The sequence below is a fragment of the Pseudomonas auratipiscis genome (assembly GCF_036324085.1).
Taxonomy (GTDB): domain Bacteria; phylum Pseudomonadota; class Gammaproteobacteria; order Pseudomonadales; family Pseudomonadaceae; genus Aquipseudomonas; species Aquipseudomonas auratipiscis.
The window spans coordinates 541,746-555,191 of sequence record NZ_JAZDCU010000001.1 but is presented as its reverse complement, the minus strand read 5'-3'; the positions used below and the strand labels follow the sequence as shown (position 1 = coordinate 555,191).

Sequence of the window (13,446 nt, the reverse complement as noted above, 5' to 3'; positions counted from 1 at the left end):
ATGTTTTCATGAAAGTATTGATCGTCCATGCCCATCCAGAACCGCAATCGTTCACTGCTGCCTTGCGCGATCAGGCGGTGCAGACGTTCGAGGCCCAAGGGCATCAGGTTCAGGTCAGTGATCTGTATGCGATGAACTGGAACCCGGTGGCCAGTGCCGAAGACTTCAGCGCTCGAGAAAACCCCGAGTACCTGGTCTATGCCCTGGAACAGCGCCTTGGGGTTAAAAGTGGATCGATTGCCGCTGATATCCAGCAGGAACTGGACAAGTTGCTCTGGGCCGATCTTGTCGTGTTCAACTTTCCGATCTTCTGGTTTTCGACGCCGGCGATCCTCAAGGGCTGGTTCGATCGGGTACTGGTGTCCGGGGTTTGCTATGGCGGCAAGCGTTTCTATGACCAGGGTGGCCTGGTGGGCAAAAAAGCCCTGGTGACCGTCACCCTTGGCGGGCGCGAGCACATGTTTGGCGAAGGTGCGATTCACGGTCCGCTGGAAGACCTGTTGCGCCCGCTGTTGCGCGGCACCCTGGCGTATGTCGGCTTTGAGGTACTCGAGCCGTTCGTGGCCTGGCATGTACCGTACATCAGTGAAGATGCCCGCAAGGCGTTCTTGCACAGCTACCAGCAGCGTCTGGAGCATTTGTCGGATGACCTGCCGCTGACGTTCCCGCGCCTGTCGCAATTCGATGAGGCGCTGTACCCCTTGGCCTGACGCGTTTTCAGGCACTTTCGCGGGGCAGCGTCCGCTCGCCCCCAGCACTCTTACCCCTATCTACTGCCGCAACTGCGTTACGCGTTGCGGCACGCTCATGATCAGAGTTGGCAAACAATCGCCACAGGACAAAAGCGACTTTTTGTAAGCCATATGGACGATGCTGCCAGGCTATCCAGGCGTGATTATTCAGTGCAGGCAATGCCCCCTTTACGTTTCGCGCAACCCGCGTGAAGCGCAGCAGAACAAGAGGATTGGCCGCATGAATGTCCTTGTGTACCTGAGTCATGCCACAACGGAGCGACCACTATGCGCTCGTTGATCGGATATCTGGTTTGCCTGGTGGTGGCGGCAACCATCGTCTTCGCTTTCGCCCCAAGGCCGGCGCCTGAACCCGGGGACGACCCCTTGCGCACTGATCGCATGCAAATCAACGCGCTGCTCAAGCTGAACGATCGGGTGCTGGCGGTAGGCGAGCGTGGCAGCATTTTGTTCAGCGATGACCAGGGCATCAGTTGGCACGCCGCTGAGCTTACGCCACAACGCAATGTCGCCCTCACCGGGTTGGTCGACCTGGGCCAGCAACGGCTGTTGGCGGTGGGGCATGACGGCTGGATTCTGCGCTCTACCGACGGCGGTAGCCATTGGCAGGAAGTACGCCATGACCAAAACCTTGGCGAGCCGCTGCTGGGCGCCTGGGCTGCAGGTGCTGAGCGGGTGTTGGCCTATGGCAGCTTTGGCAAGTTCTACCAGTCCGACGACGCCGGCCTGAGTTGGCGCACCTTGGAACTGGAAGTCGACAACGCGCATTTGAACAGCATGGATGGCGGCGCAGACGGGCGGCGCATGCTGGTTGGCGAGCAGGGCCTGGTGTTGCGCAGCAGCGATGCCGGCCAGCATTGGCAGGCGCTGCCGGCGTTCTACAACGGCTCGCTGTTTGGCGTGGTGCGGTTGAGTGCCGATCGCTGGGTCAGCTACGGCATGCGCGGCCACGTGTTTGTCAGTCAAGACTTTGGCAGCAGTTGGACGCAGCTCAAAGTGGGCAACACCTTGCCGCTGTATGGCCATGTGCGCCTGCCCGAACAGGGTGGCTTGCTGATCGTCGGCGCCGGGGGTTCGTTGGTGCGCCTTGATGAGCGCGGCCAGTTGGTGGGTGTCGGTCGCCTGGCCGGGCTTGGCACCTTGACCTCTGCGGTAACGCTCGGCTCGCGCTTGTTGGTCGGCGGCGAGCGTGGCGTATTCCAGGATTCCGGTGGCAGCGTTGCCGCCCTTGGCAAGTGAGAGGCGGCAATGAATCAAGCTAAAAGCTGGGTAGCGCGCGGAGTCGAACGTATTGCCGACTACCTGATGACATGGCGCAAGGGCCTTCTGCTGCTGTTCGTGCTGTTGACCCTGGCCCTGGGTTACAGCGCCACGCACACCCATCTGGATCCAGGCTTCAGCAAGCAGATTCCGGTGCGCCATGAGTACATGGTCAACTTTCTGCGCTTCAGCCAGTATTTTACCGGCGCCAACCGCTTTCTGGTCAGTGTGCGCTGGAAGGGTGAAGGCGACATTTATAACGCGCAGTTCCTCGATACCTTGCGCAAAGTCAGCGACGAGGTGTTCTTCATTTCTGGAGTCAACCGCGCCAGCGTGACGTCGCTGTTTACCGCTAACGTGCGCTACATCGAAATCACTGAAGAAGGGTTCTTTGGTGATGTGGTGGTACCGCCACGCTTCGACGGTTCACCCCAGGACCTGGCCCAGGTGCGCAGCAATGCCGCAACTTCCGGGCAGATCGGACGGCTGGTGGCCAATGACCTGAAGTCGGCGATGGTTCGTGCCGACCTGCAGGATCTGGATCCGCAGACCGGTAAACCAGTGGATTACGCCAAGGTCGCGCAGCACCTGGAGGAGATTCGCGCCAAATACGGCAACGAGCAGATTGAAATCAACATCGTCGGCTTTGCCAAGCTGGTCGGTGATGTCGTGGAAGGGCTGAACACGGTTATCGGCTTCTTTGTCATTGCCTTTCTGATCACCGGCGCCTTGCTGTGGCTGTACTCCCGCTCCTGGCGCCTGACCGTGGTAGCGCTGGTGGTGGCACTGCTGCCGGTGGTCTGGTTACTGGGCCTGCTGCCGTTGCTGGGCCTGGGCATCGACCCAATGTCGATTCTGGTGCCGTTCCTGATTTTCTCCATTGGTGTATCCCATGCGGTGCAAATGACCAACGCGTGGAAGCAGGAGGTGCTGGCCGGCCGCAGTTCAGTGCAGGCCGCTCACGGCGCCTTCTGCAAAATTTTCATTCCCGGCTCCCTGGCGTTGTTGATGAACGCCCTGGGTTTTGCCGTGATCATGCTCATCGATATTCCCATCGTGCACGAGCTGGGGGTAACAGCCTGTATCGGCGTGATGCTGATGATCATCACCAACAAATTGATGTTGCCGGTGATCATCGCCGATCTGCGCCTGGAGCCGTCGGTATTGCGCCGCGCCAAGGCCGACAGTGGCAGCCGCCATCGATTGTGGTGGAAGTTGTCGGCGCTGGCCGAGCCCAAGCCTGCGTTGAGCGTGTTTGCCTTGAGCCTGTTGCTGCTGGCAGCGGGGGCCTACAAGGCACGCGACCTGGCGGTGGGTGATATCGGCGCCGGTGCGCCGGAACTGCGCGCCGATTCACGCTACAACCTCGATAACGAGAAGATCGTCGGCAGCTACTCCATCGGCCTGGATGTGCTCTCGGTGTTCGTCGAGGTCAAGGGTATTGAGGAAGGCTGTCTGTCGCCTGAGGTGATGCGCGCGGTTGAAGCCTTCGACTTTCGCATGCGCGCGGTCAAAGGCGTGCAGTCGGTACAGAGCGTGGCAGGCATGGGCAAGGTGATCATTGCCGGCAACAACGAAGGCAACCCGCGCTGGGCAGCCATTCCGGGTTCGGCCCGAGGCTTGAGCCAGGGCGCCCGCGCCTACATGCCGGACGACGGATTGGTCACGGACGGCTGTCAGCAGATGCAGATTCTGGTGTTTCTCGCCGATCACGAGGGTGCCACGGTCAGCCATGTGCTTGCCGAGGCGCGGCGTATTATCGACCAGGTCGGCACGCCTGAGTTGACGTTCTACCTGGCCGGCGGCAACGTCGGGGTTATGGCAGCCTCCAACGAGGCGGTCAAACATGCCGAGATTTTCATGCTCGCGGCATTGTTTGGCTCGGTCGCGCTATTCTGCTGGCTGACGTTCCGCTCCATTCGCGCGGTGTTGTGCATCCTCGTGCCGCTGGCAATTGTCGCCATCCTCTGCAATGCGCTGATGGCGCTGCTGGGCATCGGTCTGAAAGTGGCCACTTTGCCGGTGATGGCGTTGGGGGTTGGGGTTGGGGTCGACTACGGCATCTACTTGTACGAACGTATCCAGCATGAAATGGCTGCCGGTGCGAGTCTGCGTGAAGCCTTTTACCAAGCGATGTGCCAGCGTGGTACGGCGGCGGTGTTCACGGCCCTGACCATGTCCATCGGGGTCATCACCTGGGCCTTCGCACCGTTGAAATTCCAGGCCGACATGGGCGTGCTGCTGTCGTTCATGTTCCTGGTCAACGTACTTGGGGCAATTTTTCTTTTGCCGGCGCTGGCCGCCTGGTTCAACCGTGGCCGCCGACTGGTGGCCAGCAAGCCCGCAGCACCTGCGCCACAAGGGGAATACCCGTTGAAATCGAGCCCGGCTGCACGTGATTCACAGTGACCTGAAAATAAACTTGCGCGGCATATTGTCGCGGCAAGCGCCAACGTGCAATTTGTACACGCGTTACCGCGGGCTTGCCCCGCTGCCAAAACAATAAAAATAACAAGGGGAGGCCAGTGGGCCTTACCCGAGCAAGGAGACGACAGTGGAAAATTCTGTGTTGACTCACGATGCACTGGCCCAATTGGGCCTGGACCTTGCTGGCTACGACCGTCTGGTTGGCGACATCTACGATGGCGCACTCGATCCCAAGCCGATGGCCCGTACCCTGGAAAACCTGCGTATAGCATTCAAGGCCAACTACGTCACTTTGATTCTGCGGGTTCCCGATCAGCCCGACATGGGTGTGATGATCATCGCCGGAGATATCGAAGGCGAGGGCGAAGTCATCTACATGGCCTACCCGCAAACCCATACACCCTTTACCAACCAGGCGCCGGACCAGGTGTTCACCGTCGATGACATCATGTCCTCGGCGCAGTGGGAGCAAAACGCCTACTTCAAGATGTATTGCAGCCAGCAGAACGTCTATCACGTGATGGGCGCTGACATTTCCACGCCAGATGGCGGCAAGTTGCGCTTTCGTATCACCCGGCCCAAGTCCTCGCCCAACTTCTGCGCCAAGGAGCGTGCCCTGTGCAGCATGTTCGTGCCGCACCTGCGCCGAGCCCTGAACATTCACAACCTGCTCGATCGCAGCGAGTCGCTCAGCGAACTGTACGCCCAGGCTATCAGTCGTCTGTCGGTGGCTACACTGGTGCTGGATGAATGCGGCAGTGTGCTGCGGGTCAACCCGGTGGCGCAGAGCATTCTTGCCAGTGGCGATGGCCTGAAACTGGTAGGCGGGCGCCTGGAGGCGACGTACCCAAGCGATAATCGCGAGCTGCAGCGTCTGATTCGTGCCGCCTTTGCCGAGGGCACCGCAAAAAGTGCCGATGCGATGTCGGTGAGCCGCCCATCCGGGCAAGTCAATCTGGGGTTGGTGGTCGAGCCGATACCCTCACTGGATTGGGCTGACGAGAAGGGCAAGCCGGCTGCTCTGGTGTACATCCGCGATGCGGCGAGCAAATCCCTGGCCAGCGATGTGGTGACCAAGCAACTGTTCAACCTGACCAAGGCCGAGACGGCCCTGGCGATGGAACTGGCCAACGGTTTGTCGCTGGAAGAGGCTGCCGAGTCGTTGAATATCCGGCGCAACACGGCACGGGCGCACCTGCGTTCGATCTTCTCCAAGACGGGCGTACGCCGCCAAACCGAGCTGGTGCGCATTCTGCTCAACAGTGTGGTGGCCCTGGGTAAGCCGCAGGCGACCCTCAAGGTCGCGGCTAAAGCCACGCTTCAAGTACCCCCCTTGACCTTGGCAACGCGCCGACAGGCCTAGGTGGCACCTACGATTCGCAACGTTTCTAGAAGGAAGCCCCATGAACAAAGTGGCATTCATCACCGGCGCCAGCCGTGGCATCGGCCGTGAGGCGGCGCTGGCATTTGCCCGCGCCGGTTTCGATGTGGCGATCAGCGCTCGTACTGTCGATGAAGGCGAGCAGCACGAGCATGCCTTGCGTGATGCATCGGGCGCGCCGCTGACCGGCAGTTTGAACAGCACCGCCGCCGAAATCCGGGCCCTGGGTCGCAAAGTGCTGGTGGTGCCGATGGACCTGCTTGACAGTGCTTCTGCACTGGATGCTTGTGCGCGCGTGATCGCCGAATTTGGCCGCATCGATGTGCTGGTCAACAACGCAATCTATCAGGGCCGCGACCTCAACAGCGGCTTTCTGACGTTGCAAGCCGAGACGCTTGAGCGCGTTTTCCACGGCTACCTGCTCACGCCCTTCCTGCTGACCCGGGCGGTGGCGGAGCAAATGTTGCAGCAAGGTGGCGGAGTGGTTATCAACGTGACCTCCGGCGCCGGCGAGAGCGACCCTCCGGTGGCGGCAGACAAAGGTGGTTGGGGCTATGCCTATGGCGCTGGCAAGGCTGCGGTGTCGCGGTTGGCAGGCGTACTGGCGACGGAGTTGGGCGATCGCGGTATTTGCGCCTATACCCTCAACCCCGGTGTGGTGAGTACCGAGGCGCTCAAGGCGACTATCGGTGACCAGGGCGTGATTGCCTTGCGCGCGGGCATTGCCCCGCCAGAAGTACCGGCCCAAGTCATGCTGTGGCTGGCCACTGCACCCGAGGCACCCAACTATCAACGCCGCACCATCGCCGCGCAGTCACTGGCGCTGGAGCAGGGGATTGTTGCGGATTGGCGCTGATCGGCCAGCGCACATTACAGTTGAAGTAACAGCGCCGGCTGTCAACAGCCGGCGTTTTTGACGACCCAGCAGGTCAAGCCCGCAGCCGCGCCAATGTCATCGCGGTATCCTCGATCATGTCCTCTTGCCCACCGACCATTCCGCGGCGTCCCATCTCCACCAGAATCTCCCGCGCCGGCACGCCGTATTTCTGCTCGGCACGCTTGGCAAACAGCAGGAACGATCCATAAACCCCGGCGTAGCCCATGGTCAATGCATCGCGGTCGCTGCGGATCGGGAAGTCCATGATCGGCACCACCAGATCTTCGGCCACGTCCTGAATGCCAAACACGCTGACGCCGGTCTCAATGCCCATGCGGTCACACACCGCCACCAGCACTTCCATCGGTGTATTGCCCGCACCGGCACCCAGCCCGGCACAGGCGGCGTCGATTCGCCGAGCGCCTGCTGCAATCGCTGCGATGGAGTTGGCGACGCCCATGGACAGGTTATGGTGACCATGAAAACCGATCTCGGTCTGCGGTTTGAGCGCTGCGCGCATGGCGGCTACCCGTGAGCTGACATCATCGGGCAGCAGGTAGCCGGCCGAGTCGGTGAGGTAGATGCAGTTGGCGCCGTAGCTTTCCATCAGCAAGCCTTGCTTGACCAGGCCCTCGGGGCTGTTCATGTGCGCCATCATGAGAAAGCCGACGGTATCCATGCCCAGCTTGCGGGCATGGGAAATGTGCTGCTCGCTGACATCCGCCTCGGTACAGTGGGTGGCCACACGGATGGTGTTGACGCCCAGTTCGTAGGCCATTTTCAAGTGATCGACGGTGCCGATACCGGGCAGAAGCAGCGCCGACACCTTGGCGTTCTTCATCAACGGAATCACCGCCGACAGGTATTCCTCATCGCTGTGCGCCGGAAACCCGTAGTTCACCGAGCTGCCACCCAGGCCGTCGCCATGGGTCACTTCAATCAGGGGCACACCGGCCTGGTCCAGGCCGCAGGCGATGTCTTTCATCTGCTGCAAACTGATGCGGTGACGTTTGGGGTGCATGCCGTCACGCAGGCACATGTCATGAACGGTGATTTGCTTGCCGCTAAGTTCCATGAGCGTTTTCCTTAAGCAGTGGCGGGTTCGGCGCTGGCGCGCAGCACCAGTTCACCCTTGATGATTTCTTCTGCAAACATCTCGGCCGTGCGTGCTGCTGCGGCAGTCATGATGTCGAGGTTGCCGGCGTACTTGGGCAGGTAGTCGCCCAAGCCCTCGACTTCCATGAAGATCGATACCCGGTTGCCATCGAACACTGGGCCATTGACCAGCTTGTAGCCAGGCACATAGCCCTGAACCTGTTCGATCATTGCCGCGATGGCGGCGCGAATGGCTGCCTCGTCCGGGGTGTCGGCGGTCAGGCAATGCACGGTATCGCGCATGATCAGTGGCGGCTCGGCCGGGTTGACGATGATGATTGCCTTGCCCTGTTTCGCGCCGCCAACCTGCTCGACCGCACGCGCGGTAGTGCGGGTGAACTCATCGATGTTCTTGCGCGTGCCAGGGCCGACCGACTTGGAGGCGGCGGTGGCGATGATTTCGGCATAGTCCACCGGCTGCACACTCGACACCGCCGCGACCAGCGGAATGGTCGCCTGGCCACCACAGGTGACCATGTTGACGTTCATCTCGCCACGGGCGAGGTTGGCCTTGAGGTTGACCGGCGGTACGCAGTAGGGGCCGATGGCGCACGGGGTCAGGTCGATCATCAACACACCGAGGGCGTTGAGCTTGCGCGAGTTTTCGGCATGGACGTAGGCGGAGGTGGCATCGAAGGCAATCTGCACCTGGTCTTCCAGCACATGGGGCAACAGCCCGTCGACGCCATCGGCGGTGGTTTTCAGGCCCAGCTCACGAGCGCGCTGCAGGCCTTCCGATCCGGCTTCGATACCCACCATCCAGATCGGCTCCAGCACCTCGCTGCGCATCAGTTTGTAGAGCAGGTCGGTGCCGATATTGCCCGGCCCGATCAGCGCACATTTGATCTTTTTGCTCATGGTTTATCGCTCCTGGAATGAGGAAAGGAGGGTTGCCTGTCAGGCGACAAAGCGCAGGCTGGCGTTACCCAGGCCGCTCATCGACAGGTTGATGCGATCACCGGGGATCAACGGCACCAGGGGTGCCAAAGCGCCGGAGAGAATGATTTCGCCTTTGCGAAATGGAATGCCCAGCTCGCCAAGGGTATTGGCGAGCCACGCCACGGCCTCGCATGGGTGCCCCTGGACTGCCGAACCGAGGCCGCTACCGGCAGGTTGACCGTTCTTGAGCATGTGCATCTCGACCCGGGACAAGTCCAGGCCACGCGGATCGATGCGCTGCTCACCCAGTGCGAACACGCCGCACGAGGCGTTATCGGCCACGGTGTCCTGGATGCGGATCTGCCAGTTGTCGATGCGTGAATCAACAATCTCGAAGCACGGCGCCACCGACTGGCTTGCGGCCAACACGTCCGCGGCGCGAATGCCGGGGCCTTTGAGGTCTTCGCCGAGAATGAACGCTATCTCACCTTCGGCCCTTGGCTGGATCAGCTGATAGCGGGTAAAACTGATTTCGCTGCCATCGTCCACTTGCATGGCATCGGTAAGAAAGCCGAAATCGGGTTGGTGCACATCAAGCATCTGTTGCACGGCGCGGCTGGTAACGCCGATTTTTTTGCCGATAACCCGTTCACCCAGGGCTTCACGCCGCTGCAGAAAACGCAGCGAAATGCGATAGGCCTGGTCCAGGCTGATGGCCGGGTGGCGCTGAGTAAGCGGCGCGAGGGTGGTGCGCCCACGCAAGGCATTGAACAGTTCATCGCCCAGGGCGGTGATCAGGGAGGCATCCATGGCGGCTTCGCTCTGTGGAAGGAATAAAAAAGCCGGTCCCAAGGGGCCAGGGCACCGGCGCAAAAAGGGTTCTCAGGCAGGCCAGACGCTACTGTCGGCGCCGCCATCGACATCAATGATTTTGCCGGTGACCCAGGCCGAAGCCGGGCTGGCCAGGTAGAGGGCAGCGGCAGCGATGTCTTGCGGGCTGCCCAGGCATTTGAGCGGGGTGTTGGTTTCCATCGCCTCACGCATGGCTGCCGGCATGACCTTGTTCAAGGCTTCAGTCATGGTTGGCCCCGGGGCAACGGCGTTGACGCGCACCTGGGGGGCGAAATCCTGGGCCAGCAGGCGGGTCAGGTGGCTCAAAGCTGCTTTGGCAGTGCCATAGGCGCTGAACTGGCGTTGGGCATAGCGCGCCGCCACCGAGCTTACGTTGATGATGTTGCCGCCCCCGGCTTCACGCATCAGCGGCACACACAGTTGGCACAAGGCATAGGTACTGGTGACGTTGAAGCGCAGGATCTGCTCGAACTGCTCCGGGCTCATCTGCAGGGCATCGTTGGGGCCACCGCCGCCGGCATTGTTCACCAGGTGGGTGATGCGCCCGAACTGTTCCTGGCTCTGACGCACCAAGGCCAGGCGTTGCTCGCTGTCGTTGACGTCGCAAGCAATGGCCAGGGCGCGGCGTCCAAGGCTGCGCACCTCGTCGGCAACCCGCTCGATGTCCTCGGCGCTTCGCGCACTGCAGATCACATCGGCGCCGGCTTCGGCATACGCCAGGGCAATGGCGCGACCGATACCGCGACCACTGCCGGTGACAATGGCAACACTGCCGGGCAGTTGAAAGCGTTGCAGGATACTCATGGACTGTTCTCCCCTTGGACGATGACGGGAGTATTCCCCGCGCCTCGGGCAGGCGGCATCGTCTCAACGGACTAACGCCAGGCGGGTCGAAGGGTCAGTTGGCCTAGGCCAAATGGATGATGCTCACCCCGATACGGCGTTTCACTCTGCGCAGGTCACCCTAAAACAACAAAAAAGGATTGTTGCATGTCTAGGTACAACGCAACGCATGGTGGGCTGCTGCTGACATTGACCGTAGCCTGTTGCCAGGCCAATGCCGGGCCACGCCTGGAGCTGGGTGAAAACACCACCCTGGACTCATCGCTGACGGTCAACTACACGGCGTCAATGCGTACCGCCAAGCCCGCCCACGAATATCTCAACGACCTCAACAATGATGACGGTACACGTAACTTCGACCGTGGTGCGCTGATCACCAACCGCGTCAGCCTGTTCGGTGAGCTGCTGCTCAAGCACGACAACCTCGGTGCGGTGCTGCGCGGTAGTCACTTCTATGATGACGTTTATCACAACCGCAACGACAACGACTCGCCCGACACCGTGAACAAGATCGGTCGACATGACGGCTTTGTCGAAGACACCCGGCGCCTTAGCGGCAGCAAGGCTCGCCTGCTCGATGCTTATGTGTACGGCAACTTCGATGTGACCCAGAACCAGTACCTGTCGATCAAGGCCGGGCGTCATCTGGTGGCCTGGGGCGAGAGCCTGTTCTGGGCCAACATCAGCCAGGGCCAGGCACCGGTTGATGCGACCAAGTTCAACGTACCCGGCACCGAGGCCAAGGACGCGTACCTGCCCGTCGGGCAAATCTCGGCGTCCTGGTCGCTCAACGAAGACCTCGCGCTGGTGGGCTTCTACCAGTACGAATGGGAAAAAACCCAACTCAACCCGGTTGGCGATTATTTCGGCAGCGATACGTTCGGGCCAGGCGCCGAGTTCTACCGGCTTGGCGCCGGGGTGATCAACAGTTTGCCAGACACCAGCTTCACGGCAGTCAATTACGCTGGCGATGTCGAACCGCGCGACAGCGGCCAATGGGGCCTGGGTGTGCGGTATCGGTTAACCGAGAACACCGAGGTCGGGCTGTTTCACTACCGTTATCACGAGCGCGTCGGGGCGCTGTTCTTCGACTTCAGCGGCCAGACGCAATATTCCTCGCTCAGCGGTGTAGGCAAGTATGCCCGTGCCGGCAGCGGCCCGGCCTATCGCATCGGCTACTTCGACGACGTCGAACTGACCGGCGTGAGCTTCAGCTCCAAGGTCGGTGACTCGGTGCAGTTTGCCGGCGACCTGAGCTACCGCGATGGCGCTGCGGTGTACCTGGATAACGGCGCGCCGGCCCGTGGCCAGTTGTGGCAGGGCAACCTCAATGGCAGCTACATCCTTGGCCCCAGCCTTCTTGCGCAGCAGACCACGGTCATGGCCGAGGTGGTGCACCAGCGTATCGATGGCGTCGACACCCTGCACATCAGCGGTGGCGGAGCGGGTGTCGATGGCAGTTTCGACAACTTCGAGTCGAAAACCCAAACCCGCGGCCAGACCCTGCTCGGTATAGGTACTTATATGGATTACCTGGGCATTGCCGATGGCCTGGACCTGACCACGCGCCTGGTGTGGACGCAAAACATCGATGGCAGTGCCTATCAGGGCCTGGGTCGAGATGAAAAGCGCCTCACCGTCGGTGGCGACTTCAAGTACCTGGGCAACTTCCAGGTTGGCCTGACCTACGTCGCCTACCTCAGCTCACCCGACATCGCCCAAGGCCGAATGCTGGCTGACCGCGACTACCTGTCGTTCAACGCTAAATACACTTTCTGAGGAAACGGCCCGCCATGCACACTTCACCCTTCAGCCCGATCGATATCGGGCCGCTGACGTTGAAAAACCGCTTCATCAAGGCGGCGACCAACGAAGGCATGAGTACCCAGGGCCTGCCTTCCAAGCTGCTGGTCAAGCTACATGCTGGGCTTGCTCGCGGCGCGGTGGCAATGACGACTGTGGCCTATTGTGCGGTCAGCAAGGATGGGCGCACCTTGCCCAATCAGCTGACGTTGACGCGTGAAAGCCTTCCTCACTTCAAGGCGCTGACCGATGCCGTGCACCAGCAGGGTGGCCTGGTCAGTGCGCAGATCACCCACGGTGGCTGCTTCACCTTCCTGCGCGAGCGCAGCAGCCGTTACCCGCTGTCAGCCAGCGGTGGCTTCAACAAGATCGGCATGATGAGCGGCATGTTCTTCAAGCAGGCCATGACCGAGACCGACATGCGCGAGGTGATAGAAGACTTTGCCAACGGAGCGCGCCTGGCCCGGGAAGCCGGTTTTGACGCCGTGGAAATCCATATGGGCCATGGCTACCTGCTCAGCCAGTTCATCTCGCCGATGTACAACAAACGCCGGGACCATTACGGCGGCTGCCTGGAAAACCGCCTGCGCTTTCCGTGTCGAGTGCTGCGGGCGGTACTCGACGCAGTCGGACGTGACCTTGCGGTTATCTGCAAATACAGCGTTACCGAAGGCGTACGGGCCGGCAACAGCGCCGAGGACGGGGCGCAGATAGCGCGGATGCTGGAGCGCGAGGGCGCCCACCTGTTGGTACTCAGTGCCGGAATGAACGCCGAGTCGATCACCACCATGTTTGGTTCTTCGTTCCCCAAGGAGAATCGAGTGCAGCAGAAGAACCCGCTGATCGCCCTGGCCATGAAGATTCAGCGCCTGCGCGACCCCACGGTGGAGTTTCGCGAACTGTACCTGCTTGAACATGCACGCAAGGTGCGCGCGGCGGTGAGGATGCCCTTGGCCTACCTGGGTGGCGCCAAGAGCCTTGCCAGTATCGAGCAAGTCATGGCCGAAGGTTTTGATCTGGTGGCCATGGGGCGGGTGCTGCTGGCTGAGCCGGACTATGTCGAGAAACTCGCCACCGGCGCCAGCAAAAACTCGATCTGTACCGCCTGCAACCGCTGCGTGGCGATGATGTATACACCGGGAGGCACGTCCTGTGTGTTGGGCCAACCTGGCGATGCCGAACTCAACCGCCAGCCGGCTTGAGCAGTAGGTGCGGTG

General features: G+C 61.1%; 11 protein-coding genes. 7 read left to right on the top strand and 4 right to left on the bottom strand.

The window, feature by feature from the left end:
- Positions 1 to 8 precede the first annotated feature (8 nt).
- The 5 genes from V0R60_RS02380 (at position 9) to V0R60_RS02360 (ending at position 6,676) form a co-directional block, all read left to right on the top strand.
- Positions 9 to 710, top strand: coding sequence for an NAD(P)H-dependent oxidoreductase (locus tag V0R60_RS02380; protein ID WP_330078459.1), 702 nt, complete (start codon positions 9 to 11; stop codon positions 708 to 710).
- A 309-nt stretch (positions 711 to 1,019) separates the two neighbouring features.
- Positions 1,020 to 1,991, top strand: coding sequence for a WD40/YVTN/BNR-like repeat-containing protein (locus V0R60_RS02375; RefSeq protein WP_330078460.1), 972 nt, complete (start codon positions 1,020 to 1,022; stop codon positions 1,989 to 1,991).
- A gap of 9 nt (positions 1,992 to 2,000) precedes the next feature.
- Positions 2,001 to 4,421 carry an efflux RND transporter permease subunit gene (locus V0R60_RS02370; RefSeq protein WP_330078461.1) on the top strand — a complete coding sequence of 807 codons (2,421 nt, stop codon included), beginning with the start codon at positions 2,001 to 2,003 and terminating at the stop codon, positions 4,419 to 4,421.
- A gap of 145 nt (positions 4,422 to 4,566) precedes the next feature.
- Positions 4,567 to 5,802, top strand: a complete 1,236-nt coding sequence (locus V0R60_RS02365; RefSeq protein ID WP_330078462.1) for a helix-turn-helix transcriptional regulator — start codon at positions 4,567 to 4,569, stop codon at positions 5,800 to 5,802.
- A 40-nt stretch (positions 5,803 to 5,842) separates the two neighbouring features.
- The gene (locus V0R60_RS02360; RefSeq protein ID WP_330078463.1) at positions 5,843 to 6,676 is read left to right on the top strand and encodes an SDR family NAD(P)-dependent oxidoreductase; all 834 of its coding nucleotides are present in this window, start codon (positions 5,843 to 5,845) and stop codon (positions 6,674 to 6,676) included.
- Between the two features lie 73 nt (positions 6,677 to 6,749).
- Here V0R60_RS02360 and dmpG read toward each other — a convergent pair whose 3' ends face one another.
- From dmpG to V0R60_RS02340, 4 genes are all read right to left on the bottom strand, one after another.
- Complete coding sequence (gene dmpG, locus V0R60_RS02355; RefSeq protein WP_136476014.1) at positions 6,750 to 7,772, bottom strand: 4-hydroxy-2-oxovalerate aldolase; 1,023 nt, start codon at positions 7,770 to 7,772, stop codon at positions 6,750 to 6,752.
- Between the two features lie 11 nt (positions 7,773 to 7,783).
- Positions 7,784 to 8,710 carry an acetaldehyde dehydrogenase (acetylating) gene (locus V0R60_RS02350; RefSeq protein WP_330078464.1) on the bottom strand — a complete coding sequence of 309 codons (927 nt, stop codon included), beginning with the start codon at positions 8,708 to 8,710 and terminating at the stop codon, positions 7,784 to 7,786.
- Positions 8,711 to 8,749: 39 nt separating this feature from the next.
- The gene (locus tag V0R60_RS02345) at positions 8,750 to 9,541 is read right to left on the bottom strand and encodes a fumarylacetoacetate hydrolase family protein (protein ID WP_330078465.1); all 792 of its coding nucleotides are present in this window, start codon (positions 9,539 to 9,541) and stop codon (positions 8,750 to 8,752) included.
- A gap of 72 nt (positions 9,542 to 9,613) precedes the next feature.
- Positions 9,614 to 10,387: a glucose 1-dehydrogenase gene (locus V0R60_RS02340; protein WP_203541237.1), complete on the bottom strand. Its 774-nt coding sequence runs from the start codon at positions 10,385 to 10,387 to the stop codon at positions 9,614 to 9,616.
- Between the two features lie 186 nt (positions 10,388 to 10,573).
- Here V0R60_RS02340 and V0R60_RS02335 point away from each other — a divergent pair, with 186 nt between their 5' ends.
- A complete protein-coding gene (locus V0R60_RS02335; RefSeq protein WP_330078466.1) occupies positions 10,574 to 12,205 on the top strand; it encodes a DUF1302 domain-containing protein in 1,632 nt (543 codons plus the stop codon).
- Between the two features lie 14 nt (positions 12,206 to 12,219).
- On the top strand, positions 12,220 to 13,431 hold the full coding sequence (locus tag V0R60_RS02330) for an NADH:flavin oxidoreductase (protein ID WP_330078467.1): 1,212 nt from the start codon (positions 12,220 to 12,222) through the stop codon (positions 13,429 to 13,431).
- The last annotated feature ends 15 nt before the right edge of the window (positions 13,432 to 13,446 follow it).